Source organism: Sediminibacterium sp. (assembly GCF_030695065.1).
Taxonomy (GTDB): Bacteria; Bacteroidota; Bacteroidia; order Chitinophagales; family Chitinophagaceae; genus Sediminibacterium.
Genome location: NZ_JAUYTR010000019.1, coordinates 1 through 25298, shown reverse-complemented (window position 1 = coordinate 25298; position 25298 = coordinate 1). Strand labels below are relative to the sequence as shown.

Annotated in this window: 27 protein-coding genes; 9 read left to right on the top strand and 18 right to left on the bottom strand. The window is 37.3% G+C overall.

Annotated features, from left to right (window positions below; genetic code table 11):
• Positions 1 to 2: 2 nt before the first annotated feature.
• The 3 genes from Q8S25_RS09295 to Q8S25_RS09285 form a co-directional block, all read right to left on the bottom strand.
• On the bottom strand, positions 3 to 1328 hold the full coding sequence (locus tag Q8S25_RS09295; protein WP_305537038.1) for an MFS transporter: 1326 nt from the start codon (positions 1326 to 1328) through the stop codon (positions 3 to 5).
• A gap of 110 nt (positions 1329 to 1438) precedes the next feature.
• Positions 1439 to 2722: a glucose-1-phosphate adenylyltransferase gene (locus tag Q8S25_RS09290; RefSeq protein ID WP_305537036.1), complete on the bottom strand. Its 1284-nt coding sequence runs from the start codon at positions 2720 to 2722 to the stop codon at positions 1439 to 1441.
• A 43-nt stretch (positions 2723 to 2765) separates the two neighbouring features.
• Positions 2766 to 4181, bottom strand: a complete 1416-nt coding sequence (locus Q8S25_RS09285) for a glycogen synthase (protein WP_305537034.1) — start codon at positions 4179 to 4181, stop codon at positions 2766 to 2768.
• 124 nt (positions 4182 to 4305) lie between these two features.
• Here Q8S25_RS09285 and Q8S25_RS09280 point away from each other — a divergent pair, with 124 nt between their 5' ends.
• Both Q8S25_RS09280 and Q8S25_RS09275 read left to right on the top strand, forming a co-directional pair.
• The gene (locus Q8S25_RS09280) at positions 4306 to 5913 is read left to right on the top strand and encodes an MFS transporter (RefSeq protein WP_305537032.1); all 1608 of its coding nucleotides are present in this window, start codon (positions 4306 to 4308) and stop codon (positions 5911 to 5913) included.
• Positions 5914 to 5932: 19 nt separating this feature from the next.
• Positions 5933 to 6928, top strand: coding sequence for an ROK family protein (locus tag Q8S25_RS09275; RefSeq protein WP_305537030.1), 996 nt, complete (start codon positions 5933 to 5935; stop codon positions 6926 to 6928).
• Here Q8S25_RS09275 and Q8S25_RS09270 read toward each other — a convergent pair.
• Genes Q8S25_RS09270 through Q8S25_RS09260 form a run of 3 tightly spaced genes read right to left on the bottom strand, consistent with a single transcriptional unit; the run spans position 6888 to position 9646 of the window.
• Entirely contained in the window at positions 6888 to 7850 is a 963-nt protein-coding gene (locus Q8S25_RS09270; RefSeq protein WP_305537028.1) for a phosphodiester glycosidase family protein, read from the bottom strand. The genes Q8S25_RS09275 and Q8S25_RS09270 overlap by 41 nt on opposite strands.
• The gene (lipA, locus tag Q8S25_RS09265) at positions 7843 to 8790 is read right to left on the bottom strand and encodes a lipoyl synthase (RefSeq protein WP_371131590.1); all 948 of its coding nucleotides are present in this window, start codon (positions 8788 to 8790) and stop codon (positions 7843 to 7845) included. The genes Q8S25_RS09270 and lipA overlap by 8 nt, the downstream gene beginning before the upstream one ends.
• 31 nt (positions 8791 to 8821) lie before the next feature.
• A complete protein-coding gene (locus Q8S25_RS09260; RefSeq protein ID WP_305537026.1) occupies positions 8822 to 9646 on the bottom strand; it encodes a hypothetical protein in 825 nt (274 codons plus the stop codon).
• Positions 9647 to 9691: 45 nt separating this feature from the next.
• On the opposite strand from Q8S25_RS09260, the gene Q8S25_RS09255 reads away from it, so the two are divergent.
• Complete coding sequence (locus Q8S25_RS09255) at positions 9692 to 10102, top strand: OsmC family protein (protein ID WP_305537024.1); 411 nt, start codon at positions 9692 to 9694, stop codon at positions 10100 to 10102.
• Positions 10103 to 10157: 55 nt separating this feature from the next.
• On the opposite strand, the gene Q8S25_RS09250 is transcribed toward Q8S25_RS09255, so the two are convergent.
• Genes Q8S25_RS09250 through Q8S25_RS09230 form a run of 5 tightly spaced genes read right to left on the bottom strand, consistent with a single transcriptional unit; the run spans position 10158 to position 12868 of the window.
• Entirely contained in the window at positions 10158 to 10757 is a 600-nt protein-coding gene (locus tag Q8S25_RS09250) for a Maf family protein (protein ID WP_305537022.1), read from the bottom strand.
• Complete coding sequence (locus tag Q8S25_RS09245) at positions 10754 to 11698, bottom strand: geranylgeranylglycerol-phosphate geranylgeranyltransferase (protein WP_305537020.1); 945 nt, start codon at positions 11696 to 11698, stop codon at positions 10754 to 10756. Before Q8S25_RS09245 ends, Q8S25_RS09250 begins: the two co-directional genes overlap by 4 nt.
• 47 nt (positions 11699 to 11745) lie before the next feature.
• The gene (locus tag Q8S25_RS09240) at positions 11746 to 12261 is read right to left on the bottom strand and encodes an HAD family hydrolase (RefSeq protein WP_305537018.1); all 516 of its coding nucleotides are present in this window, start codon (positions 12259 to 12261) and stop codon (positions 11746 to 11748) included.
• A gap of 2 nt (positions 12262 to 12263) precedes the next feature.
• The gene (gene iscX, locus Q8S25_RS09235; RefSeq protein ID WP_305537016.1) at positions 12264 to 12503 is read right to left on the bottom strand and encodes a Fe-S cluster assembly protein IscX; all 240 of its coding nucleotides are present in this window, start codon (positions 12501 to 12503) and stop codon (positions 12264 to 12266) included.
• Between the two features lie 29 nt (positions 12504 to 12532).
• Entirely contained in the window at positions 12533 to 12868 is a 336-nt protein-coding gene (locus Q8S25_RS09230) for a 2Fe-2S iron-sulfur cluster-binding protein (RefSeq protein WP_305537015.1), read from the bottom strand.
• A gap of 93 nt (positions 12869 to 12961) precedes the next feature.
• Here Q8S25_RS09230 and Q8S25_RS09225 point away from each other — a divergent pair, with 93 nt between their 5' ends.
• A complete protein-coding gene (locus tag Q8S25_RS09225; RefSeq protein WP_305537013.1) occupies positions 12962 to 13846 on the top strand; it encodes an alpha/beta hydrolase in 885 nt (294 codons plus the stop codon).
• 75 nt (positions 13847 to 13921) lie between these two features.
• The gene (gene topA, locus Q8S25_RS09220) at positions 13922 to 16531 is read left to right on the top strand and encodes a type I DNA topoisomerase (protein WP_305537011.1); all 2610 of its coding nucleotides are present in this window, start codon (positions 13922 to 13924) and stop codon (positions 16529 to 16531) included.
• A 106-nt stretch (positions 16532 to 16637) separates the two neighbouring features.
• On the opposite strand, the gene Q8S25_RS09215 is transcribed toward topA, so the two are convergent.
• A complete protein-coding gene (locus tag Q8S25_RS09215) occupies positions 16638 to 17714 on the bottom strand; it encodes an acyl-CoA desaturase (protein ID WP_305537009.1) in 1077 nt (358 codons plus the stop codon).
• Between the two features lie 204 nt (positions 17715 to 17918).
• On the opposite strand from Q8S25_RS09215, the gene Q8S25_RS09210 reads away from it, so the two are divergent.
• Genes Q8S25_RS09210 through Q8S25_RS09195 form a run of 4 tightly spaced genes read left to right on the top strand, consistent with a single transcriptional unit; the run spans position 17919 to position 20519 of the window.
• Positions 17919 to 18797, top strand: coding sequence for a transglutaminase family protein (locus tag Q8S25_RS09210; protein ID WP_305537007.1), 879 nt, complete (start codon positions 17919 to 17921; stop codon positions 18795 to 18797).
• On the top strand, positions 18797 to 19126 hold the full coding sequence (locus Q8S25_RS09205; protein ID WP_305537005.1) for a tRNA-binding protein: 330 nt from the start codon (positions 18797 to 18799) through the stop codon (positions 19124 to 19126). The genes Q8S25_RS09210 and Q8S25_RS09205 overlap by 1 nt, the downstream gene beginning before the upstream one ends.
• Before the next feature lie 48 nt (positions 19127 to 19174).
• A complete protein-coding gene (locus Q8S25_RS09200; protein ID WP_295190617.1) occupies positions 19175 to 19672 on the top strand; it encodes a methylated-DNA--[protein]-cysteine S-methyltransferase in 498 nt (165 codons plus the stop codon).
• Complete coding sequence (locus Q8S25_RS09195) at positions 19650 to 20519, top strand: hypothetical protein (protein WP_305537003.1); 870 nt, start codon at positions 19650 to 19652, stop codon at positions 20517 to 20519. The genes Q8S25_RS09200 and Q8S25_RS09195 overlap by 23 nt, the downstream gene beginning before the upstream one ends.
• Here the strand turns inward: Q8S25_RS09195 and Q8S25_RS09190 are convergent.
• The 6 genes from Q8S25_RS09190 to metK form a co-directional block, all read right to left on the bottom strand.
• Complete coding sequence (locus Q8S25_RS09190; protein ID WP_305537001.1) at positions 20494 to 21510, bottom strand: GSCFA domain-containing protein; 1017 nt, start codon at positions 21508 to 21510, stop codon at positions 20494 to 20496. The two genes, Q8S25_RS09195 and Q8S25_RS09190, sit on opposite strands and share 26 nt — an antisense overlap.
• A 7-nt stretch (positions 21511 to 21517) precedes the next feature.
• Positions 21518 to 22393, bottom strand: coding sequence for a hydroxymethylglutaryl-CoA lyase (locus Q8S25_RS09185; RefSeq protein ID WP_305537000.1), 876 nt, complete (start codon positions 22391 to 22393; stop codon positions 21518 to 21520).
• Entirely contained in the window at positions 22390 to 23154 is a 765-nt protein-coding gene (gene rlmB / locus Q8S25_RS09180) for a 23S rRNA (guanosine(2251)-2'-O)-methyltransferase RlmB (RefSeq protein ID WP_305536999.1), read from the bottom strand. Before rlmB ends, Q8S25_RS09185 begins: the two co-directional genes overlap by 4 nt.
• Positions 23155 to 23165: 11 nt before the next feature.
• Positions 23166 to 23720, bottom strand: a complete 555-nt coding sequence (locus tag Q8S25_RS09175; RefSeq protein WP_305536998.1) for an NUDIX hydrolase — start codon at positions 23718 to 23720, stop codon at positions 23166 to 23168.
• Positions 23720 to 24217, bottom strand: coding sequence for a hypothetical protein (locus Q8S25_RS09170; protein ID WP_305536997.1), 498 nt, complete (start codon positions 24215 to 24217; stop codon positions 23720 to 23722). The genes Q8S25_RS09175 and Q8S25_RS09170 overlap by 1 nt, the downstream gene beginning before the upstream one ends.
• Positions 24218 to 24292: 75 nt before the next feature.
• Positions 24293 to 25298: methionine adenosyltransferase (gene metK, locus Q8S25_RS09165; RefSeq protein ID WP_305536996.1), on the bottom strand; the 1006-nt coding region annotated here is incomplete at its 5' end.

Below are 25298 nucleotides of genomic sequence, written 5' to 3'. Positions count from 1 at the left end.
ATTTATTCATTTTCTTTTACTACAATGGCACATACTACTGCAGCAGCAATTAATAATCCACCCCCTACTTGCACCGCTAATAAGCGATCATTGTGTAATACTGTTTCCATTACATTTCCAAAAAACAGGGAAGCAATAATTTCTGGAAGTACTATAAAGAAATTAAAAATGCCCATATAAATACCCATTTTATGTGGGGGAATACAACCCGCTAACATAGAATAAGGCATGGATAAAATAGAAGCCCAAGCAATACCAACCAAGCCCATTGATAAATATAAATAGGAAGGTTCAGTAACATAGTTCACCGAAATCAATCCAGCACCACCCAATAACAAACAAATGGTATGGGTATATTTTTTCCCTAATTTATTTACCCAAAAAGGAAGGGTAAAAGAGAAACCAAATGTGACTAAATTTAAAATGGCTGAAGTGGTATTGGCGTATTCTAATCCTTGTGTATATAAATCACTGGAAGTAGTGGTATTACCGCCAAATATGTCTGAAGCAACGCCAGTGCTGTAATAAAACCACATCAAAAATAATCCTGGCCAAGTTAAAAAATTCACCAATGCCAAACGCTTCATTTGATCGGGCATATTGGCAACTGAACTAAAAATTTCTTTTACACCACCCATAAAGCCTTTGCCTTCGGCATCTAATTTATTTTTCCAATCTGGATCAACAGGTGGATACTCTTTACTCTTAATTACGGTGTACAAAACAGCCAATAAAAACACTGCACCCCCAATGTAAAAAGAGTACATGATATTTTCTGGAATACCACCAGCTGTTTTTTCCCTAGACACCCCAAACCACTGTACCAATTTTTGTGGCAAGTAACCCGCCACAAAAGAAGCCAAGCCAATAAACATACTCTGCATGGCAAAGCCCATGGGTTGTTGCTTCTTATCTAAGTTGTCGGCTACAAAAGCACGGAATGGTTCCATACTAATATTGATAGAAGAATCTAAAATCCAAAGAACCCCTGCAGCCATCCAAATAGCAGAAGAGTTCGGCATAATAAACAAAGCCAAAGAACTTAAAATGGCTCCTACTAAAAAGTAAGGTCTTCTTCTTCCCAACTTTGGATGCCAAGTTCTATCACTCATGTATCCTATAATGGGTTGAACAATCAAACCCGTCATTGGCGCTGCTAACCAAAGACCTGGAATTTGTTCGGGAGTTGCACCTAAGTACTCATAAATGGCACTCATATTGCCCATTTGCAAACTCCATCCAAACTGAATTCCAAAGAATCCGAAACACATATTCCAGATTTGCCAGAAACTCAGTTTAGGCAACACCGCTTTAGGGGTAGTAGACATAGCAATCGTTTTATCGTATTAGATTGTGTATTGAATACACATCTCAATATACAATAAAAAACATCCTCATATGGAGGATGTTATAGAAATATTTATTGACTATAAAATGTTTAAATCACAAACCCATCAGGCAGTATCGCTGTTTTTTTAACCACTACAATACCATCTTTAACAGTATAGAGTGGATGATCGGTATTGGCCAAATGACTGCCGCCATTAATTCTTACATCGTTGCCTATTCTACAGTTTTTATCGATGATGGCATCTTTAATATAACAGCGCTCTCCTATTCCAATTTTAGGAAGTCCTTTGCTGGTATTTGATTCCATTTCTTCAAGGGTTTCATAATAGTCGTTACCCATGATATAAGTGCTAACTACGGTGGTACCATGACCAATTCTAGAACGAATACCTACTACACTTTGCTCTATTCTACTTGCATGAATAATAGAGCCTTCTGCAATAATGGTTTTCTCTAAAGTAGTGCCGCTAATTTTAGCGGGGGGCAACATTCTTGCTCTACTGTAAACGGTTTTATTATTATCAAATAAATTAAAAAGAGGTACTTCTTGTGTTAATGCAAGGTTGGCTTCATAGAAAGAATAGATATTACCAATATCGGTCCAATAACCGTCGTACTGGAAGCTAGATACTTTGTAGTTCTCTATAGAATCTGGAAGAATTTCTTTACCAAAGTCGGTTGCATTTGGATGGGCTTCATTCAATAATTTATCTAGGATTTTTTTATTGAAAATATAAATACCCATGGAAGCCAAATAATTTCTACCCTGCCCTTGCATTTCTGCTCCAGTATCACTTACCCATTCTGGTAAAACATCTTTTTTAGGCTTTTCTATAAATGAAGTAATCACGTTCTCTTCATTTGTTTTTAAAATACCAAACTCAGGTGCATCTCTATCATCCACAGGAATAGTTGCTATAGAAATATCGGTATTACTCTTGATATGATTCTTGAGCATGTCACCAAAGTCCATTTGGTACAATTGGTCGCCACTTAAAATTAAAATATAATCATATTCTAAATTGGAAATATGCCTAAGTGATTGTCTTACCGCATCTGCTGTTCCTTGAAACCATCCTGGGTTATCGGGTGTTTGCTCTGCCGCCAAAATATCTACAAAGCCAGTACTGAACGCACTAAAGTGGTAGGTGTTTTTTATATGCTTATTTAAAGAAGCAGAATTAAACTGTGTTAAAACAAACATGCGGTTGATACCACTGTTGATACAGTTACTAATGGGAATATCTACCAAACGGTATTTACCAGCAATAGGTACAGCTGGCTTTGATCTGCTTGCGGTTAGTGGAAAAAGTCGCGTACCTGCTCCACCTCCTAATATTACTGCCAAAACGGATTGCGAAAATGTTTTCATATTGCTGATTGCTTATGTTGATATTGATTTGAAATTAACTTATTTATTTTAAACTTTGATAAACTTGTCTATACTCAAACACGGTACTCTCCCAACTATGGTCTATCTGCATCATATGCTTACGCATCCACTCCATATGTTTTTTGTCTTGGTAAACAGCAACTCCCCTACCAATAGAATAAGCCAAATCGTCAATGGTGGCGTTGTTAAATCGAATACCAAACCCATCTGTATCGCCCATATCAGTAACCGTATCTTTTAAACCGCCGGTACTCCTAACAACTGGCACTGTGCCATATCGCATGGCATACATTTGATTTAGACCACAGGGTTCTACCCTACTCGGCATCAACAAAAAATCGGCCCCTGCATAAATTAAATGGCTCAATTGTTCGTTGTAGCCAATATAGGCATTGTAAATGCCTTTGTACTCATTGGTCATTTGTTGCAGTTCCCATTCAATACTGGTTTCACCGCTGCCTAAAATTAAAAAACAAGCATCCCCTTGAGTTTGATGAATGGCAGTTCTAATGGCACCGGGTAAAATATCTGCGGCTTTTTCGCCCACCAATCTTCCAATAAAAACAAATAAGGGTTTGGTAATATCTAACCCAAATTGATTGCAGAGTATTTGTTTGTTTTGCTCTTTGCCCTTGGTAACTGTTTTTACGGTGAATCGATTCTCAATATAAGTATCGGTAGATGGGTTCCATACCTCATTGTCTATGCCATTTAAAATACCTACAGATTTCCCCTTCTCAAATTCAAACAATGCTTCTAAGCCGTTGGCATTTTCTCTCAACTCATCCATATAACTCCAACTAACCGTGGTTACTTTGTCGGCGCATTTTACACCAGATGCAAGCGGATTAATGCTGCCCGCCCAGTCGAGCATTCCGCGCTTCCACAGATCCCACCTTGGTATATAGAGACTCTTATCCCAACCCATCCAACCCTGGTATTGTCCGTTGTGGATGGTCACTACGGTTGACACAGTAGACAAGTGTTGAAAATCATAACAATACTTCATCATAAATGGAATCAATGCAGTATGGTGATCGTGGCAATGCACTACATCTGGTTGATGCTCCCAACTACTGATCCAACTAACTACTGCAATTTGAAATGCAGTAAAGCGCTCCGCATCATCGTCGTACCCATAAATTTTTTGGCGATCTAATAAGCCATTAATATCAATTAAGAAAAGGTCGAAACCTAATTTATTAGTTGGTTCCTTAATAACAGTAAAATCAAAATACCAATTGCCTAAGTTGGCACTCCCTTTAAAATCTACTGTCCAATCATTTTCGTACAAAAACTTGGTTCTATACATGGGCATGATTACTTTGGCAATATCCCCCGACTTGCATTGGTACTTGGGTAATGCACCAACAACATCCCCCAATCCCCCTGCTTTGGCTACAGGATAACACTCAGCACTAACATGTATAATTTCCATAAAAAAGAATTAAATCTTCAATTTTCAAGATAACCAATAAAGCGATTCCATCAAATTACCATTTAAAATTTTTCCTTCAACCAATTATTCCTATTTTCCATACCTATAAAAACGAACGATTGATATGACTCAGACCAAACAGCCCACCAATACTGGTGCATTAGCCACCCTTGTCATTGTATTTTTCTTTTGGGGATTTATTGCTGCTTCTAACAGTATATTCATCCCATTTGCTAAAAACCATTTTCAGCTTAATCAATTTGAATCTCAATTAATAGGTTCTGCATTTTATGGCGCTTATTTTATTGGGTCTTTAATCTTATTTATATTATCCAATTTATTTGGATACGATATCTTGAATAAAATAGGCTATAAAAAAGGAATCATATATGGTTTGGGTATTTCAGTAGTAGGCGCTTTATTAATTATACCCTCTGCCAATGCCAATTCTTTTCCTGCTATTCTTGGTTCATTTTTTATTGTAGCATTAGGATTTTCTTTACAGCAAACATCTGCACAACCTTTTGCTATTACCTTAGGAGATCCTTCCACAGGATCACATCGTTTAAATTTAGCTGGCGGTATCAATTCGCTGGGAACCACGCTGGGGCCCATTATCGTGAGTTTCTTTTTATTTGGCTCAGTAGGTAATGCCAACACAGAAGTAACTGTAACCAATATCAATACTTTGTATTTAATAGTTGCAGGAGTATTTGCGGCAGTGGCTTTATTCTTTGCATTTTCAAAATTACCCGAAGGTAAAAACGATGAAAAATTTGAGAAAGCAAACAAAGCAGCTTCTTCATTATTAATGATGACTTTTTTAATTGGCATCATTATTATTGTAGGACAATTTACAGAAGTACCTAAACTAACGTTGCTTTTACTTTCTTTAATATCAGTGGTAGGAATTTTGTTTTATTCTAATAACCAAGCAGTTAAAAATCCAACGGGTTGGGGCGCTATGAAATACCAACAATTGATTTATGGTATGATTGGTATTTTTGTTTATGTAGGGGTAGAAGTTACCATCGACAACAATTTTGGGGCTTTATTAAGAATTCCAGGATACTTAACCGAAGCTGGTTTAGAAGAAAGCCAGATCTCCAAATACGTTTCATTGTATTGGGGTAGTTTAATGATTGGTAGATGGACCGGTGCCATCAGCGTATTTAATTTAAAGGGCATGAGTAAAACCATTGCAACCATTGTTGTTCCATTTTTTGCTTTTGGTGTAGTGCTTTATGTAAATAATTTATATGGCAGCGATGTGTCTGATTTATTTGGTTATGCTGTATACATTGCATTGGCCATAGCAGCCTTCTTTTATGGCCAAGAAAAACCAGTTAAAACCTTGATTGCAGTTTCTGCATTGGCTACTGCTGCTATGTTAATTGGGGTGTTTACCAATGGATTAATTTCAGTTTATTCTTTTATGGCTGGTGGTCTTTGTTGCTCGGTAATGTGGCCATGTATATTTTCTTTGGGTGTGGGTGGATTAGGAAAGTATACTAGCCAGGGCTCTGCATTTTTAATTATGATGATTTTAGGCGGCGCCATTATTCCACCATTGCAAGGTGCTATTGGAGACAACTCTGCAATTGGCATGCACCAATCCTATTTATTAGCAGCTGCTTGTTTTGCGTTTTTAATATACCTCGCCATCAAAATGAAAAATGTGTTAAAAGCACAGGGATTAGATTTTGATGCACAAGTAGGCGGTGGACATTAATTATTTGAAAGTACAGTTTATGAATAGTAAAAAAGACAACAGAGCCGGTTCAACTGCAATGGAGCAATTGGCAGTAGGCATTGATATTGGTGGTACTGGAACCAAATATGGAATTGTAGATAGAGTAGGGAATTTATTGTTCTCTGGCGAAATGAGTACCAGAAACCATCTTGAAGTAATGCCCTATATAGAAGACCTCTACCAAAATATTGCTCCTTTAATTGAACAAGCAGGTGGAGTAGGTAGAATAAAAGGAATTGGCATTGGTGCACCCAATGGCAATTATTATAAAAATACCATTGAGTATGCTGCCAACTTACCTTGGAAAGGCATTATTCCATTTGGTAAAATGGTAGAAGATCAATTTAAATTACCCGTTGTTTTAACCAACGATGCCAATGCTGCTGCTTTAGGAGAAATGATGTATGGAGCTGCTCAAGACATGCATGACTTTATCATGATTACCCTTGGAACAGGCGTGGGCAGTGGTATTGTGGCCAATGGAAAATTAATTTATGGGCACGATGGATTTGCAGGAGAATTAGGACATACCATTATTATTCCAGACGGAAGACTACACGAGGGAACAGGCAAAAGAGGTTCTTTAGAAAGTTATGCTTCTGCTACGGGTGTTAGATTAAATGCGCTTGAGTTCTTAGAAAAAAGCAGCAAACCCAGTTTATTAAGAGTAATTCCAATTGAGCAAATAGATTCTAAAAAAGTGCATGAAGCCGCTTTAGAAGGCGATGAATTGGCTAAGGAAATATTTGATTATACAGGTAAAATCTTAGGAATGGCACTAGCTAATTTTGTAATGTTCTCTAGCCCTGAAGCCATTATCTTGTTTGGAGGATTAACCAAAGCGGGAGACTTTATATTAAAGCCTACACGCGAACATATGGAAGCCAATCTTATACAAGTATTCCAAAACAAAGTGAAAATATTGGTGAGCCATTTAAAAGAATCTGATGCCGCTATTTTAGGAGCGTCTGCACTTGTTTGGGAGATGAAATAATAAACACAGCTGGAACCGGGCGTTGCCCGGTTTTATCGCTGGGTTTAATGGTTTCTTTTCCATTTACCAACATGGTACTACTTCCTCCCCCATCTAAATTTAATGCTTCTACGCAACCAGCAGACAGCATTAATTGCGCCAATTGAGTAAGGTTTGCGCCCTCCGCAATTCCTGGATTTCTTCCCTCCACTACCATTACCACTAAACCTCCATCAGCGGTATAGCCCATTGCAGTTCTTGGATGCTTGTCGTTTATTTGTTTACCCGCAAATCTTTGCTCCTCGTTATTGGTGATTTTAATTTGATTAGCTTGAATTAACACTGGCCCTCCTGCAACAGCGGTTTGCATTTTCCATTTTTTAAAGGAACCAGGCAACTGTGTTTTTTGAAGCACTGCATTGCTGTCTTTAAAATGGGGGACGGGTATTTGACTTGCTAATGGATATTTTGCAGCACTGTCTGTAAACAACCAAGCAATATCTGCTTTTCGTTTTTTAGAAACGCCAATAGCCCCTGCAAAACTGTGACGATAAGTAAAAGTGTCTTTTCCTTTTAGAACAGTGTTATGGATATTATAAGCCAAGAGTTGACCATTGCTCACTACCGCATTTAAATTTCTGTTTTGAACAAACTCAAAAAAAGTGGTGTTCACTACTAACAATGGGGCATTATTTTGCTGATGATATTCCGAAGGTGTATACCGCTTTCCGTTACCCACCGAAACCGAAAAATCCAGCGTCTTCTCTTTTAAAGGTGCTATTAAATAAAAAGCTTTATTGGGCTTGCCATCTAAAGAATCATTTGAATAGAATATGTGTACTTTATTGGGCAATGGACCAAATACACTGTCTACATTTATCCACTTGGTTTGCCCAAGACCAAATATTGGAGCAAAAAATAATAAACCTAAAAATTTATGCATGTAATTGTTTTTCCATCTTCCATTTGTTTACTCCATAACCAGGAATCACATGCTTTTCGCTATGATAAGAAGATCTAACTAAAGGACCACTTTCTACATAATCAAATCCAATGCTGTAGCCTATTTCTCTTAGTTCTGCAAACTCATCTGGATGTACAAATCGCTGAACGGGTAAATGCTTTTTAGTAGGTTGTAAATACTGGCCCAAAGTAAGTACATCGGTGCCTACGGCAACCAAGTCTTTCATTGACTGAATAATTTCTTCCTTGGTTTCACCCAAGCCAAGCATCATACCCGTTTTAGTTCTCATGCCCCCTTTTTTCAAGGTTTCTAACACTTCTAAACTACGCCTGTATTTTGCTTGAATTCTTACTTGCTTGGTAATGCGTTCTACTGTTTCCATATTATGACTCACTACTTCAGGAGCAGCTTCAATAATACGTTGTATTTGGTCTTTAAATCCCCTGAAATCGGGAATCAACGTTTCTAATGTAGTGGTAGGATTTAATGTTTTTACTGCTTTGATGGTATTGTACCAAATAATAGAACCCCCATCTTTCAATTCGTCTCGGTCTACACTAGTAATGACTGCATGTTTTACTTTCATTAAGTGAATGGCTTCTGCTACTCTTTGTGGCTCATCAAAATCAACTGCCAAAGGTCTACCCGTTGCCACCGCACAAAACCCACAGCTTCGCGTACAAATATTTCCGAGAATCATAAATGTAGCCGTTCCTTCTCCCCAGCACTCGCCCATATTAGGGCAATTGCCACTTTCACAAATAGTATGTAACTTATGGGTATCTACTAACCCTCTTACGTGCTTGTAACTTTCTCCAATGGGAAGTTTTACACGCAACCAATTGGGCTTTTTCAAAGGCGCGTCAGCTGTAACGATGGTATCGATAGGCATTTTAGGTACTACAGGTAATTCTTGCATGCTCTAGAAATATAATTGGGCACAAAATTAACTACTTTCTTCTACCGAAAGTGAATGCGGCGTAAGCATTAAAGAAGAAGTTTTTTTCCTTATTTAGTAAAATAATGGGCATTTTCTGTGAATAAAAGGAAGCATTTACACCCACTTCAATAGCGGATAACAATTCATTGTATCTGCCATAATCAAATCGCAATGCCAGCTTAGCATGAGCCCCAGGTACAACTTTCATTTCACCAAATCCTTTAAATAGCCCCCCTTTGCCTAAAATAGCACTTGGGTCTAAAAAAAGCGCTTCATTGGTACCATCGTATTTAATTTCCTCTCTCAAGCCAGTTTGTTGGTTCTGAACTTCTAAATAATAGGGCTTTAATAATCCCGCAGTAATACCGCCGCCATAAATAGCTGAAACAGCAATACCATTTTTATTACCCTTGCCTCCAATTAATTTTTGCTGCCCAAAACCGAGGTTGAGGTAATAAAAATTATTCTGCTTTCCATAGATATAATTGGATATTAAAATAAAGCCACCTGAAGAAGACAATGTGGGAATGCGCTCTTCTTTGGGATGTTTTCTTTCGCCAAATTCTAGCCACATCAAATTAGTACTGGTAATGGTTTTATACTTTCCTTTTTCAAATTTCACCCCCCATCCATCGGTGTTTAAATTAATGCTGAATGCATTTTGCTTATTAAAAATTAGCGCACCTTCTTCTTCTTGTTTAATGAGTTGATTTATTTTTTCTCTGCGCTCTTCTTTCTTTTGCGCACGCTGCATAGCAGATTCAGAAGGTTGTTTTTTCTGAGCCATTAATCCTGTTCCTGACATTAGGAAAACCACAAAAAATAGTTTCTTCACTTCCATTTGGTTTGTTATAGGTAAATTTAAAGCAAAATTGATGCAATGACTTCACAAATTATTTATACCAGCGACCTTAGAACCACAGCTACACATTTACAAAGCGGATCTGCTATTGAAACCGACGCACCTACCGATAACAAGGGAAAGGGCGAAAGGTTTTCTCCAACCGACTTAGTAGCAACCGCATTGGCCTCTTGTATGATCACCACAATGGGCATTAAAGCCCAATCCATGGATAATATTGTACTAGATGGCACTAAGGCCGACGTTACTAAAGTCATGTACAGTGACCCTAGAAGAATCGGTAAAATCGTTGTTCATATTCAATTTCCTGAATCACTTAAACATTTAAGCGACAAAGAAAAAGCCATACTCGAAAATACTGCAAGAACTTGCCCGGTAGAAAGAACATTACATCCAGACGTAGAGCTAGACCTGCAGTTTATTTGGTAAAAGATACTGGTAAAACCCTATTTGCTGCCCAATATCAGTCAGTTGAATGGCGTAACTAATTTGCTACTAGATCCAGGGTGGTTAATTCTTTTACCACCCTACTCACTGGAAGTCCCATTACATTGTAAAAGTCGCCCGTAATGGAGGCAATTCCAATTACGCCTATCCATTCCTGTATGGCATATGCCCCTGCTTTGTCGTAGGGTTTATATTGGTCTACATAATATTCAATCTGCTGCAAGGTTAATGGATGAAATTGTACATGGGTAGTTTCTGAAAAAGCCACTTCTATTTCATTTAATAAAATGACTACTCCTGTTATAACCCGATGATTTTTACCCGACAATTTTTGTAGCATAGCAATGGCTTCTTCTCTATTTGCAGGCTTATTAATAATCTCTTTCTCTAAAACCACAACCGTATCGGCTGCTAAAAAAATAATATTGTTCACTTTTTCTTCAGCAGCAACCAATTTGTTTTTTACTGCAATTGCTTTAGCTTTTGCAATATGGATGGGAATTTTTTCTGCTTCCATATTGGCATCAAAACTTTCATCGGTAGATTCTACAACCACCCTAAAAGTTACTTCGGCCCATTCTAATAAAGTTTTTCTTCTAGGGCTTTGAGAGGCAAGTATAACGGGTGTTTTTATCATATTGATGCTGAATAAAATCTAAAGAAAAGCATTGAAAGTATTCCGGTAAACATGACCAATTTAATCCAAGCACTTACCGTATGATAGTCTTTGGAACTATTGGCATGATATAACTTTTTCAATATGACCAACAAAGGCAAAACAATTAATAAAACACAGTACAATGCGCTATGCCACCACCCTAGCCCTAAAACATAAATTTGTAAAATGATTAATGCAGCAATTAACACAACCATCCACACTGCAACAAAAACTTTACTGGCTCTAATTCCCCACAATATGGGCATGGTTTTACAACCATACTTTTGATCACCTTCTATATCTTCCATGTCTTTTACCACTTCTCTTACCAGTGAAATAATAAATGCGAAAGAAGCATATAAAATAGACAGCCTGAAAAATCTGACTTTGTTATGGTCTACCACCAAAAGCTCATTAATTAACAAAGGAAATTTGGCAAAAAATAAAATTAAAATAACCCATGCTGTAAGTAACGAGATGATGATATTACCAATCAATAGTTGTTTTTTAAAATTGGTAGAATAAAACCACAGCAATAAAATGGCCAATAAATTACCCAGTACCAAATGCCAATACAATTGAACTGGCAAGGCCAGCATGGTAAAGAACAATCCAGCTAAACTCAATACCATATGCCAAAATATAACCCATCTTCTATTGATAATGGTATTCACTACCATTTTATCGGGTTTATTAATCTGGTCTATATTTTGGTCAAAATAATCATTAATGATATACCCTGCAGCGGCAATGAATACCGATGCAAGCAGAATTAGTAAAAACTGAGAATGGTTGGATTCATTAAATTCAAATGGATAAACCCTAGCATAAATACACCATTCAAATAAATATTGGGTAACAATGATAAACACCAAATTGGGCCATCTTACCAAGCGAAAAAATGCAGCTGTTAATTTCAAATGGTTGAATTGAAAAGGTATTAAATATTGTCTTAGTAAAATAAACCCTACTGTGCCCTTAGGGTAAAATCCTCATTCCAATCACCCCTCAATTTCATCACTTTTTCAATTACATCTCTTGCACAGCCCATACCTCCAGATATTGCAGAAATATACAATGAAATTTCTTTTATTTCTGAAACTGCATCCGCCGGGCAAACAGGAAGACCCACCCATTTCATGCATTCCAAATCGGGTATATCGTCGCCCATAAATAGACAAGTATTTTGCGCAACGCTCAATTCATTCAAAATTGATTTGAGCAAACCCAATTTATCGGTTACTTGCATATGTACCGCATGAACCCCCAGCTTATTCAGTCTATCTTTTACTTCGGGTGAATTACCTCCTGAAATAACAATCACCTGATACCCTTTTTTTATCGCTAGCTGCAATGCATACCCATCTTTAATATTCATTCTACGGGCCATTAAACCATTCGGCATTACTAGTAATGAGCCGTCTGTTAAAACCCCATCAACGTCAAAAATGAATGTATTGATATAGTTGAATTGCTCCAGCATAATTACTTTTGATTGTCTCTCCATTCGTATACCCAAGCACTTTGAATCATTTCTAAATGACCTTCCGTACTCTGTTCTCTTGTTCCTTCAAATCTAGGAATTTCTAAAACCCACTCTAATAAATCAGTAAAACGAATACGGTATATTTTGGCTTCGGTAAAATCGTCTCCAAAACGCTCGTATAATTTCATCGCAATATCTTCGTGGTCGTTCCAATTAATGGGTGGCTCAAAATGGCTCATGGTAATTTGTTAAAAGTTAAATCAATTCATTATTCTCCCAAAAACTGGGTTTGATCTGGTAATGTAATGCTAACCTCTCCAGATCCTGCTTGTAATACACATTGACAGCCTAATCTAGAGTTGATTCTAGGATTTACAGCCCTATCTATAAAATCTTCTTCTCTGTCTCCAAGCTCTTCTAAATGCGCTGCACCGCTATTCACATATAAATGGCAAGTACTACAAGCACAAACAGCTCCACAATTGTGGTGCAACTCTATCCCGTTGTCTAAACAAACTTCTAATAAACTTTGGTCGGGCGCAATATTGGTCAAGACTACGTTTTCTAGTCCTTTCTGTTCAAAATCAATTTTAATTGTATACATAATCACTATTTGGGTGGCAAAAGTATTTTAAAAGTCTTATTAACCGATTTATTACTAAAAAGTTTAGATATATTATTTAAATACCTTTGCAGGATGAAGATGAAATTGAGTCAGCGCCTTCTGCTGAGATACTATAAGGCTAAAATTAGAACCATCGGTATGGTATCGCCTGAAAAAGCCGCTGCCGAGGCTTTTGACTTGTTTAGTACCCCTTTTAAATCGAAGAAAAACCCTAAAATACCCGCCATTTTTCACCAATCCCTGCCCGTATCGGTAGAAGTAAGAGGAATAACAGTTAGGGGCTTTCAGTGGAAGTCGGAATTAACGCAAGCCAGAAAAATATTAATTGTACATGGGTTCAGCAGCTACTCTTATAAGTTTGAGCAATACATTGTATCCCTAAAGAAAGAGGGATTTGAAGTATTGGCCTTTGATGCTCCTGGGCATGGCATTAGTGATGGGAAAAGAATTAATGCACTTATATATAGAGACACCATTTTAGCTATAGAAGCCCAATTTGGACCCTTATATGGCATTATTGCCCACTCTATGGGTGGCTTGGCTGCTTCTTTAGCTATGGAATCAATGACCAATACGAAAGAAAGAAAATTGGTATTAATTGCCCCTGCAACTGAAACCAAAAGGGCCATTGAAAATCTATTCACACAAATTCCTGTTAAACCTGCTGTTAAGCAAGCTTTTGACCAATATGTAACCAATTTGGCGGGTAAGCCCATCAGTTATTTTTCTGTAGCAAGGGTGGTCAGAAACTTGGATGCAAGGGTTTTATGGATTCACGATGAAACGGATGCCATCTGTACTTTTGAAGACGTAGCACCCCTATTATCCGAAACCATATCCTCTACAGAATTCTTTATTACCAAGGGTTTAGGCCATAATCAAGTGTATAAAGAAGCCAGTACAAGAGACCGAATACTCGCCTTTATTCAATCCCCCTCAAAGGGAGATTTTTTGTGATTTAACGGTTTCCCCTAATATTGCAATGCATTTGATCTTAATAATTGAAGTAAAACCGTAGACCGGATTTCGTACATGGCTAAAAATTTATTGATCGTTGAGTCGCCCGCAAAAGCAAAAACCATTGAAAAAATTCTGGGTAAGGATTTTGATGTGAGAAGCTGTTATGGTCATATTAGAGACCTTGAAAAGGACGATATGGGCATTGATGTGAACAATCACTATTTACCAAGGTACAAAGTACCCGACGACAAGGAAAGAGTGGTAAAGGAACTGAAGCAAATGGCCAAAAAAGCAGACGAAGTATGGCTTGCATCGGATGAGGACCGCGAAGGAGAAAGCATTAGTTGGCATTTAGCCGAAGTATTGGGTCTAGATCCTACAGTGACCAAGCGAATTGTATTTCATGAGATTACTGCACCAGCCATTAAAAAAGCAGTAGAGAATCCAAGAATCATCAATATGAACTTGGTAAATGCGCAACAAGCAAGAAGGGTTTTAGATCGTTTGGTAGGATTTGAACTGAGCCCTGTTTTATGGCGCAAGATTGGCATGCAAAGAAGCCTAAGTGCAGGAAGGGTTCAAAGCGTTGCAGTTAGATTAATTGTAGAAAGAGAGCGCGAAATCAATCAATTTATTACCGAAAGTTCTTATAAAATTGAAGCCATTTTTAGTGCAACAGATATCAATGGCAAACCAGTACAGTTTAAAGCAGAAGGACCTGGAAGATTGCACACTACTGAAGAAGCAGAAGCATTTCTAGAAAGTTGCAAAAATGCAGGTTACACTGTAAAAGATATTCAAGTTAAACCGGCCAAAAGAACCCCGGCTGCACCTTTTACTACTTCTACCCTTCAACAGGAAGCATCTCGTAAAATGGGATATAGTGTAAGCAAAACCATGTTGATTGCACAGAAGCTGTACGAAAGTGGTAAGATTACTTATATGCGTACGGATAGTATTGCTTTAAGTGAAACTGCTTTAGCAGATATTAGTAAAGAAATCAATCATAGCTACGGTGCCAAATACCACCAACCACGCAAATTCAAAAACAAGAATGAAAATGCGCAAGAAGCTCACGAAGCCATCCGTCCAACTTATATGAGCAATCATACCGTAGACGACGAAGAGTGTAAGCGATTGTATGAACTAATTTGGAAAAGAACCATTGCTTCACAAATGAGTGATGCAGCATTTGAAAAAACAACAGCAAAAATTGAAATAAGCACCAATAAAGAAACACTTACTGCCAGTGGAGAAGTGATGCAGTTTGATGGATTTTTAAAAGTGTACATGGAGGGTAAAGACGAGGAAGACGAGGAAAACACGGAGGGTATGCTCCCCCCCATTAAAGTAAATGAGCAATTGAATTTTGTATACATGAATGCCAGTGAAAAATTCACTAAGCCAGCAGCAAGGTATACAGAAGCTTCACTAGTAAAGAAATTGGAAGAACTGGGTATTGGTCGTCCTTCTACCTACGCTCCCACTATTTCCACCATTATGAAACGCAACTATGTAGAAAAGCGTGATAAAGAAGGTATAAAAAGGGCTGCAGCCATTTTAACACTTACTCCCAACAATCAAATTGAAAAAGAAATTATTCAAGAAAATACGGGAGCCGAAAAAAGCAAATTATTCCCTACCGATTTAGGTATGGTAGTAACAGACTTTTTAAAACAACACTTTAATAAAGTAATGGACTTTGGATTCACTGCAAAAATTGAAGCCGAGTTTGATGAAATTGCGGGAGGCAATTTAAAGTGGAGCAATATGATTGATGGTTTTTATAAACCATTTCATGAAACCATTGAACATACCCTAGAAAATGCAGAGCGCGCCAAAGGCGAAAGAGAATTGGGTATTGATGCTGTATCAGGAAAAAGAGTCATCGCTAGAATGGGGCGCTATGGCCCAATGGTTCAAATTGGCGATACCAGTGATGAAAACGACAAAGCCCGATTTGCCAAACTAAAACAATCTCAAAGCATCGAAACCATCACCATGGACGAGGCAATGGAGCTGTTTTCTTTGCCGAAAACATTGGGAGAATACGAAGGAGCTGAACTTTCAGTAAATATTGGAAGATTTGGACCTTATATTAAATTAGGCGAACAATTCATTTCGATTCCTAAAGGAGAAGACCTACACGAAATGGATTTGAATCGTGCTATTGAATTACTAAAAGAAAAGCAAGCTGCAGATGCACCCGTTGCTTTTTACAATGAACTCCCCGTTACAAAAGGAAAGGGAAGATTTGGTCCTTTCATTAAATGGAACGACCTATTTATCAATATTCCAAGGGCTTACAATTTTGATTCATTAAGTCAACAAGACATTAATGAATTGATTGAGAAGAAAATGGAAAAAGAAGCCAACCGTTTTATTAAACAATGGCCTGCAGAAAAAATAGCGATAGAAAATGGAAGATGGGGCCCGTTTATTCGTTTTCAGAAGAAGATGTTGAAACTAGGAAAGCAAGCAGATGGAAACAAATATACTCCTGAAACTATTGCTAATATTGAATTAGACGAAGTTAAACGTTTGATAGAAGAGCAAGTTCCCGGAGCATTTACCAAAAAAACTGCCGCTAAGAAAGCTGCCCCTAAAAAAGCCGCAACCAAGAAAGCAGTTGCTAAAAAGGCAGCGCCTAAGAAAGTAGCAAAAAAAGCAGCTAAGAAATAAATAAACCTCAAAGAATAGGGACATAAAAAAACTCCGATCACTGATCGGAGTTTTTTATTATCGTTATAAGTAAAATACCAATTTAATAGGTGCTTACTAGTCTAAATTATGCCCTGCCCATTTCCCTTAAGAAACGAACGTGCGCAACAACTGCTCTTCGCATGGTGGGGTACTCAATATATTGTAATTGATATTCCTTACAAACCGACTTCACAATCTCGCTAATTGCAGGATAATGAACGTGCGAGATTTTCGGGAACAAATGGTGTTCAATTTGGAAATTCAATCCACCTACTAACCAACTAATCAATTTATTATTGGTAGCAAAATTAGCAGTAGTCTTAATTTGGTGAGCTGCAAATTCATCAGGTAGTTTATGGGTTTCAATATCTGCAACAGGAAACTCAGTATGTTCTACGGTATGTGCTAGTTGAAATACGATACTCAATACAAAGCCTGCAAAGAAAGTCATAATAACAAAACCAATTACCCAGTTAACCCAGCCTACAATTGCTACTGGTATTACAATAAATACCGCAGCATGGTATACTTTAACTGCCCAGAATTCAATATGATCAGCAGTACTCATTTTTTTCAATGGAACATTGCCAATTTTTTGGGTAAAATATTTTTTATAGTCTGTAAAGAAAATCCAGAATACGTACAACAACATATACAATATCCAGAAATATAAATGTTGAAATTTATGTGCACCAATTCTTTTTTGTGTGGGTGCCATGCGCATTAAAATGCCCACTTCAATATCATCGTCTACTCCATCAATATTGGTAAAGCTGTGATGAATCATATTGTGTTTCATATTCCACATAAAATGATTCGCACCTAACAAACTGATAGAAGAAGCAGCAATTTTATTAACCCAACGATTGGTGCTAAAACTTCCATGGCTACCATCGTGCATTACGTTAAAACCAATTCCAGCAACCAATCCTCCTAATAAGATACATTCAGCTACAGCAAAATACCAAGCTGGTGTAAAAAATACTAAGTGGGTGTAAACAATCACAAAAGCAATTACCATGATGATTGCCTTTGTAAATAATTTAGGGGTTCCGGTTGCGTCAATGCCTCTTTCATCAAAATAGGCTTGTACTCTTTTTTTTAACTCTAAGTGAAGGGATTGCTTTACAGCAGGAAATTTGGGGATAGTAAATGTACTCATTCAAAAAAATTAATAGTGTCAAAGGTAAACCTTAACAATCAGTTATGGTGTTAATATTACTAATTTAAGGCAGAAATGACAATTGAACGACTATCTGTTCAAATTATTATGCGTAAAATGAAACATATATCCACAAGGGGGGAATAACTTATGCTTGACTATTCAGTAAAAATTAATTTAGTTTGATAAGAATTTAAGCTCAATATGCAGGAGACCAAAGAATTAAATGCCCTGTTCACGCTCATAGATGATCCAGATGAAGTTGTTTATACAACTGTTACAGAAAAACTGGTAGGCTATGGTAAACCGGTTATCCCCAACCTGGAACATTTATGGGAAACCACCCCGAATGAAGAAATTCAGGAAAGAATTGAGATGATTATTCATCGCTTGCATTTTACCGACCTACAAAACGATTTTATAGAATGGGTGAATAGCCCCTGTCCCGATTTATTATTTGGTGCATTATTGGTTGCCAAATTTCAATACCCCGATTTACAAACTACGCCCGTATTACAAGACATAGAAAAAATTAGGAGAAATGTGTGGCTAGAGTTAAATAGCTTTCTTACCCCTCTTGAACAGGCCAATGTGTTAAGTAGTATTATTTATAATTACTACCATTTAAAGGGCATTGAGTTGAAGTATGAAAACCCCGACGATTTTTTTCTGCACAAAGTTTTAGAAGCAAAAAAAGGAAATGCCATAGCCAATAGCATTATCTATCAAATCATTTGTGAAAAATTAGAGGTCAACGCAAGAATCATAAATATTCCTAAACAGTCTATCATTGCTTTTTTCAATTCAGAATTTGAATTTGATGAACCCAATACTTCGTTCAGAGACCAAATTCATTTTTTTGTGGATGCTACCAATGGGCAGGCTTACTCACATACTGATATTGAAACTTATTTAACAAGAATTGGAGCAGCTGTAGAACCAGCTTATTTTATTCCCAAAACTCATCCTCAAATTATTAAGCATTTAATTGGTGAAGTAGCTAAATGTTTCTGTAAAGAAGAACAAGAATACAAACAACAAGAGTTGATGCAATTGGTTGCACTTATACAAGAAATGATATAATGATTAGCTGGCAAGATTTTGAAAAAATAGATATCAGAACTGGAACCATTCTTGAAGCCAACCCATTTCCAGAAGCTATTAAACCAGCTTATCAACTAACCATAGATTTTGGTGAATTAGGGATTAAACAATCCTCTGCTCAAATAACCGTGCATTATACTACAGCTGAATTAATTGGCAAACAGATTATTGCAGTAGTGAATTTTCCGCCCAAAAAAATTGCCCATTTTTTTAGTGAATGTTTGGTATTGGGTGTGTACGATGAAAATAAGCAAGTAATCTTACTCCAGCCCAATAAGACAACAAGTAATGGATTTAAAATTGGATAATAAACCATTTAGTTCTGTATATTTATTCACGATATAAGGAATGGTTAAATGGGCGAATTGCATTATACTTATTACGAAAGTCCTATAGGGCTCTTACAAATTGGGGGCACCAACCATTATATTGGTGAATTAAGCTTTGTAGACAACAAAGACCAATTTACCCATGGAGAACCAGGCATTACCGAAATCATGCACCAATGCACTGAACAGCTAATTGAATATTTTCATGGAAAAAGAAAACAATTTGATTTACCTGTTCACCAAGATGGTACCGATTTTCAGGTTCGAGTATGGAATAAACTAATGGATATTGAATATGGTAAAACCATTAGTTATTTAGACTTGGCCAAAAGATTAGGAGACCCAAAAGTAATTAGAGCAGCAGCTACTACCAATGGGAAAAATAAAATTGCCATCATTGTTCCTTGTCATAGAGTTATTGGAAGTGACCGTTCCTTAACAGGATATTCGGGCGGTATGTGGCGAAAAAAATGGCTATTACAACATGAATTCAAAATTGCCCATGGCGTACAAACCTTGTTTTAATTGGATAAAATTGGGTGCAATTGTTGTTTGGGTAGTTGCTGCTTATTCGGCAAGTGCTGAACCCTCCCCTAATAGAGTCATCATTTTGGGCACCAAACACAACGGAAACAAACTGGTAACAGTGGGTAGTATGTTGCAAATAATCAAGCGGATTAATCCAGATATTATATTATTAGAATTTGATTCATCTGTAATTAAGAATTGTACCATTAATAAAGTTTGGGGTGCAAAAACAGCCGAATTTTTAGGGGTTTGGAATAACCCAATTGAATACAGGGCAACAAGAAAATTTAAAGAAATAAAAGATTCTGTATGTATTGCCCCATTTGACATCTATATCCCTAATAGAAAAAGCTATATTTCTTACACACAATTAATGGAAAAATCGCACCAAGAAACATTGTTAAGGGTTTACAATGAAGGGCTTTTAAATGCAGGGGATGCCGATGATTTCAATAACTATACCAATATCAATAATGCATTCTTGCGTTTATTAGATAGCTCCTTATTAAGAATGAACAGCCCTAATTTAACAGATACCATTGAAACAATTATTTATAAAGAAAAACACGCCATCAGAAGAATTACCATGAATTATCCGGCATTGCAACCATTTAGTAATTGGTATAATGCGCAGGTAGATTTTTGGGACGAAAGAAGTGAAGCCATCAATAAAAAGATATTGAAAGAATTAAACGCCAATAGCAATAAAACCATATTAATTATAACTGGGCTATTACACAAAAGTGATATTGAAAACTTTTTAAAAAGAAAGGAATTAGCCAGCTTATGCACCCTGATTCCTTTACAAGATGCACTAACTAATCCACCCATTGCTGATTTCTAATTCCAGTTTTAAAATAATTCAATTCTTCAGTTAATTGAATATGCGGGAACTGTTCCATTAAATGCGCGGTTTCATTGGCATACTTTTTTAAGAATTGCTGGTGCTGACCCGTTGCTGGATTAAATGGTTTGTGCTGATAAGCCAATTTGATTTCCCTAATCAACTTGAATTGCTTGCTGGCTTCGCTATCTATACAAGCATCAACAAATTTTTCCCAAACATATTGGGTAGCTTGATAATTGGGGTGAACCATGTCTTCTGCATAAAAACGATAATCGCGTAAATCGTCAATAACCAATTCATAAGCTGGGAAATAATAAATAGCATTATTGCTATTGGCCAAATCATGAACTGCTTGAATTAATACCGCTTTACTTCTATTATTATCTATTACCCCTTCACGCAAATGTCTTACAGGACTGATAGTAAAAATGATTTGTAGGTATGGATTGTATTGAAGCAGCTGATCCACCATTTGTTGAAGCATTTGTTGTGTTGTAGCTGCTGTTAACAATTCTCTTTCAAACCATGCTGCGGGTGCTTTATGGTTATTGGCAGCAACAGACCCTGCTATACCGTCTGCCGCTTCTGTTAACCGATATACCCAAGCAGAACCCAGCGTAATCATGAGATGATTGGCTGTTTTTAAAAACTGGGCGGCGGCTGTTGTAGATGCATTTATTTTCGATACTGCATCTGCTTGAGTAGTACCTGAAAAACGACTATGGTGTTTCCAACTATGCCAAGTTTCATTCAATAAAAACAAATCGGATGCAACAATTTGCTTTTGATGAATATAACTATCTACCGCCTCTACTACACTAATCGGATTAAATAATATTCCATTGGGGTTTTCTAATACTGTAAAACAATGGCTCTTTAATAATTGACCAATGTTCTCGGTAAAGCAAGAACCCATCATCACCATTTTATGGTAATGCATGAACGGGGTAGGTATTTTCTTAATGGGAAATTCGTAATGAAACTTCATAGAAGTGTTATTGAAAAACGGTCGAGACCATATTACTGCAATGCTGCAATTGAACTGTGTTAATTTGATTCAGTAACTGGTGCTGTATTAAATACTGAATAATATTTTCGGTATCCATATTACCCACTAAATCATCTTGTGCCATTGGGCAGCCACCAATGCCTTTTAAAGCCCCATCTATCCTATTACAGCCGGCTTGTAATGCGGCAGCCAACTTGGGTTCCCAATTAGCTGCACTTGCATGTAAATGCACCCCAAATTGAATTGCTGGGTATTGGGGTATCAAAATATTTAAAGCATCGGTTATTTGATTGGGGCTAGCCAACCCAACAGTGTCTGCTAAAGAAATCGTTTTAATTCCTAATGCAGCCATTTCGCCTGCCCATTTCATTAAAATAGCTTGGTTGTACAAATCTCCATAAGGATTTCCAAAACCCATACTCAAATAGATTACCAATTCTTTATGGTGGGCAACACACAATGCTTGAATAGCTTTAACCCTTTCAAAACTTTCTTCTAAGCTGCTATTGGTATTTCTCATTTGAAAGCTAGGAGAAATAGAAAAAGGAAATCCCAAATAACTAATTGAATTAAACGCTACCGCTTCTTCTGCCCCTCGTTGATTGGCTACAATCACCAATAATTTGGTTAAGCTATTGCTCAAATCTAAAGCCTTTATTACTTCAGCTGTATCGGCCATTTGTGGGATAGCCTTAGGAGAAACAAAACTGCCGCAATCGAGTACATCAAAACCTACTTTAAGTAATGCATTGAGGTAGTCAATTTTTTTTTCGGTTGGTATATAATTTTTCCATCCCTGCATTGCGTCTCGAGGGCATTCTACCAAAATAGTTTTATTCGTATTGCTCAATTGCATGGTCATGAATTGGATACAGATTTAATACCCATTCGCTGTTTCATTCCTTCGTACAAAATCATTCCTGTTGCAACAGACACATTGAGTGAATCAAATTTTGCTGCCATGGGTATTTTAAAAAATGCATCTGCCGATTTAGCTAAATAAGGCTGCACCCCCCTACCTTCATCGCCCATAATTACACAACAAGGAATGGTATAGTCTAAATCGTAAACATTTTGATCGGCTCTCATTTCACTGGTATAAACTGCAATTCCATTTAAATGTAAATCGTCTACCGCTTTCAACAAACTACCTACTCTACAAATATGTATTTTCTCTAAAGCACCTGCACTGCTTTTCATGGCTTCTTCATTTAATGCCCCTACCCCTTTATCTGGAATAATGATTGCTTGTGCTCCACAGCAAACAGCCGTTCTGGCAATGGCACCAATATTCCTTACATCGGTAACACCATCTAGCATTAAAAACATTGGCACTGTTCCTTCAGATACTACATGATCTATTACTTGTTGTAAATCTAAATATTGAACCAATGCAACTATTGCAATCACCCCTTGGTGATTGGCTTTGCTTAATCCATTCAATTTTTCTACTGGAACCAGTTGAATGGGAATATTGTGCTCGCGTGATAAAGTTCGAATTTGGTGTACTACTTCTCCACTTGCATTTTTCTGCAGTAAAATTTTGTCTATGGCTTTGCCCGATTGCAAAGCTTCTACCAACGGCTGACGGCCAATAATTAAGGAAGTTTTTTTCAATGCCATCTGCAAATGTATTAATTCAATTTTCCCTGCAACAATAAGAGTTGAACTTTATATACAGCAGCTACCGTCATGGAGTCGGTAATGGCGCCATTCTCTACCATGTTGACCATTTCAGTAAAAGGGAGTTTTTTAACCACTAATTGCTCTGTTTCCTCCGGTTCTGCCTCACCTTGGTGTAGTTTTCGGGCTAAATAAATGATGGCTAATTCATCGCTTACCGAGTTAGACAAATGCATCTGAAATAATTCGGTCCATTCTTCGGCAATAAGACCTGTTTCCTCTAACAGTTCACGCTTTGCGCTATCCAGAGGCTCCAATCCCACCAAACAACCGCCCTCGGGCATTTCCCAACTATATGCATTTAATGTAAATCGGTACTGCCCTACCAAATAAGTATCCAAGTTTTCGTCTAATACTAAAACACCAACGGCAATATTTTTAAAATGTACTTTACCGTAAATCCCTTTACCTCCATTAGGATTAATTACATCGTATTCGGTAAGCGCAATCCAAGGATTATGATAAATCAATTTCTCGCCATTAATTTTCCAAGGATTGGATTCCATCATTTGTTTTTATAAAAAAAGATAAAGGGTATACTAATTACAATATACAGTATAACCACCAAGAGCAGTAAAAATTTTGCACCGGCACACCAATTGGTTAGCATTAATGTGAAGTCTGAAAAGCTACCTGCCAAGCTATCCAACATAATTTTATTCTCAATTAAGTCTAATACCCCTACAACATAAACCGCTTTAGACAAAGAAGTTCCCGCATGCTTCATTGAACTATTGGTCCACGCAGCAGAACAAGCAAGGGCAGCAGTATAAAAAAACAACACATAAAAAGGAATAAACACAAAGTCTATATAGATATTGGCTTTTACGTCTGCATTAGACCAGCCAAACAGAACGGCATTCAGCCTCTCGCCTGTATCGGCAAATTCTAAATCAATTATACCTAATGGAGTGGCATCGGTTTTTAGGTTCGCACCTTGAATTTGTAGGATAAAGAAAAACAAGGCTGCCAGCGAACCAAATACGATTAGTCTGGTTTTCATTCTTTGAATATAAAAAAAAAGGCTGTATCTACATACAGCCTTTGGCGATTTTTTTATTTAAAGCTTCAGTAATTCTTATTTCAACCCAAACGCCTTCTTCACTTTAGCTACATAATCTAGCTTCTCCCAGGTAAACAATTCTACTTTTACTTTCTTCTCTTTACCGTCTGGAGTTTTGAAGGTTTTGGTTACTGTTTCAGACTTGCGACCCATATGACCATACGCTGCAGTTTCACTGTAGATAGGGTTTCTGAGCTTTAAGCGCTGCTCTATAAAGTAAGGACGCATATCGAATAAGCCTTCCACCATCTTTGCAATCTGGCCATCGGTCAAGTTTACTTTAGCAGTACCGTATGTGTTTACGTTGATAGAAGTAGGTTGTGCTACACCAATGGCGTAAGACACTTGTACCAATATTTCGTCTGCCACACCAGCAGCTACCAAGTTCTTCGCAATATGACGCGTTGCATACGCTGCAGAACGGTCTACCTTGCTTGGATCTTTACCACTGAATGCACCACCACCATGTGCACCCTTACCACCATAGGTATCTACGATGATTTTACGACCAGTTAAACCAGTGTCTCCGTGCGGACCACCAATCACAAACTTGCCAGTTGGGTTAATATGGTATTTAATGTCTTTGTTAAACAGCTTCGCGTATTTCTTGTACTTCGCTTTAACTCTTGGAATTAAGATATCAATAATGTCGTTCTTAATCTTGGCCAACATCTTGCCTTCTGTATCAAAATCATCGTGCTGGGTAGATACTACAATCGCATCTATTCTTACGGGTTGATTGTTGTCGTTGTATTCCAACGTCACCTGGCTCTTGGCATCAGGTCTTAGGTATTTGATGGCTTTGTTCTCTCTTCTTAACGCAGCTAGTTCAATCAAGATCTTGTGCGCTAAGTCTAAAGCCAATGGCATATAGTCTTCAGTTTCATTGCTGGCATAACCAAACATCATTCCTTGGTCGCCTGCTCCCTGCTCTTCTTTCTTCTTCTTGTCTACCCCTTGGTTAATATCGGCACTCTGCTCATGAATAGCAGATAAAATACCACAGCTATTTGCTTCAAAC

What these genes read in the sequence shown, in the direction of transcription:
- Q8S25_RS09295 (WP_305537038.1), bottom strand. Translation starts at nt 1,328, where the DNA reads ATGTCTACTACCCCTAAAGCGGTGTTGCCTAAACTGAGTTTCTGGCAA.
- Q8S25_RS09290 (WP_305537036.1), bottom strand. Translation starts at nt 2,722, where the DNA reads ATGAAAACATTTTCGCAATCCGTTTTGGCAGTAATATTAGGAGGTGGA.
- Q8S25_RS09285 (WP_305537034.1), bottom strand. Translation starts at nt 4,181, where the DNA reads ATGGAAATTATACATGTTAGTGCTGAGTGTTATCCTGTAGCCAAAGCA.
- Q8S25_RS09280 (WP_305537032.1), top strand. Translation starts at nt 4,306, where the DNA reads ATGACTCAGACCAAACAGCCCACCAATACTGGTGCATTAGCCACCCTT.
- Q8S25_RS09275 (WP_305537030.1), top strand. Translation starts at nt 5,933, where the DNA reads ATGAATAGTAAAAAAGACAACAGAGCCGGTTCAACTGCAATGGAGCAA.
- Q8S25_RS09270 (WP_305537028.1), bottom strand. Translation starts at nt 7,850, where the DNA reads ATGCATAAATTTTTAGGTTTATTATTTTTTGCTCCAATATTTGGTCTT.
- lipA (WP_371131590.1), bottom strand. Translation starts at nt 8,790, where the DNA reads ATGCAAGAATTACCTGTAGTACCTAAAATGCCTATCGATACCATCGTT.
- Q8S25_RS09255 (WP_305537024.1), top strand. Translation starts at nt 9,692, where the DNA reads ATGACTTCACAAATTATTTATACCAGCGACCTTAGAACCACAGCTACA.
- Q8S25_RS09250 (WP_305537022.1), bottom strand. Translation starts at nt 10,757, where the DNA reads ATGATAAAAACACCCGTTATACTTGCCTCTCAAAGCCCTAGAAGAAAA.
- Q8S25_RS09240 (WP_305537018.1), bottom strand. Translation starts at nt 12,261, where the DNA reads ATGCTGGAGCAATTCAACTATATCAATACATTCATTTTTGACGTTGAT.
- iscX (WP_305537016.1), bottom strand. Translation starts at nt 12,503, where the DNA reads ATGAGCCATTTTGAGCCACCCATTAATTGGAACGACCACGAAGATATT.
- Q8S25_RS09230 (WP_305537015.1), bottom strand. Translation starts at nt 12,868, where the DNA reads ATGTATACAATTAAAATTGATTTTGAACAGAAAGGACTAGAAAACGTA.
- Q8S25_RS09225 (WP_305537013.1), top strand. Translation starts at nt 12,962, where the DNA reads ATGAAGATGAAATTGAGTCAGCGCCTTCTGCTGAGATACTATAAGGCT.
- topA (WP_305537011.1), top strand. Translation starts at nt 13,922, where the DNA reads ATGGCTAAAAATTTATTGATCGTTGAGTCGCCCGCAAAAGCAAAAACC.
- Q8S25_RS09215 (WP_305537009.1), bottom strand. Translation starts at nt 17,714, where the DNA reads ATGAGTACATTTACTATCCCCAAATTTCCTGCTGTAAAGCAATCCCTT.
- Q8S25_RS09210 (WP_305537007.1), top strand. Translation starts at nt 17,919, where the DNA reads ATGCAGGAGACCAAAGAATTAAATGCCCTGTTCACGCTCATAGATGAT.
- Q8S25_RS09205 (WP_305537005.1), top strand. Translation starts at nt 18,797, where the DNA reads ATGATTAGCTGGCAAGATTTTGAAAAAATAGATATCAGAACTGGAACC.
- Q8S25_RS09200 (WP_295190617.1), top strand. Translation starts at nt 19,175, where the DNA reads ATGGGCGAATTGCATTATACTTATTACGAAAGTCCTATAGGGCTCTTA.
- Q8S25_RS09195 (WP_305537003.1), top strand. Translation starts at nt 19,650, where the DNA reads ATGGCGTACAAACCTTGTTTTAATTGGATAAAATTGGGTGCAATTGTT.
- Q8S25_RS09190 (WP_305537001.1), bottom strand. Translation starts at nt 21,510, where the DNA reads ATGAAGTTTCATTACGAATTTCCCATTAAGAAAATACCTACCCCGTTC.
- Q8S25_RS09185 (WP_305537000.1), bottom strand. Translation starts at nt 22,393, where the DNA reads ATGACCATGCAATTGAGCAATACGAATAAAACTATTTTGGTAGAATGC.
- rlmB (WP_305536999.1), bottom strand. Translation starts at nt 23,154, where the DNA reads ATGGCATTGAAAAAAACTTCCTTAATTATTGGCCGTCAGCCGTTGGTA.
- Q8S25_RS09175 (WP_305536998.1), bottom strand. Translation starts at nt 23,720, where the DNA reads ATGGAATCCAATCCTTGGAAAATTAATGGCGAGAAATTGATTTATCAT.
- Q8S25_RS09170 (WP_305536997.1), bottom strand. Translation starts at nt 24,217, where the DNA reads ATGAAAACCAGACTAATCGTATTTGGTTCGCTGGCAGCCTTGTTTTTC.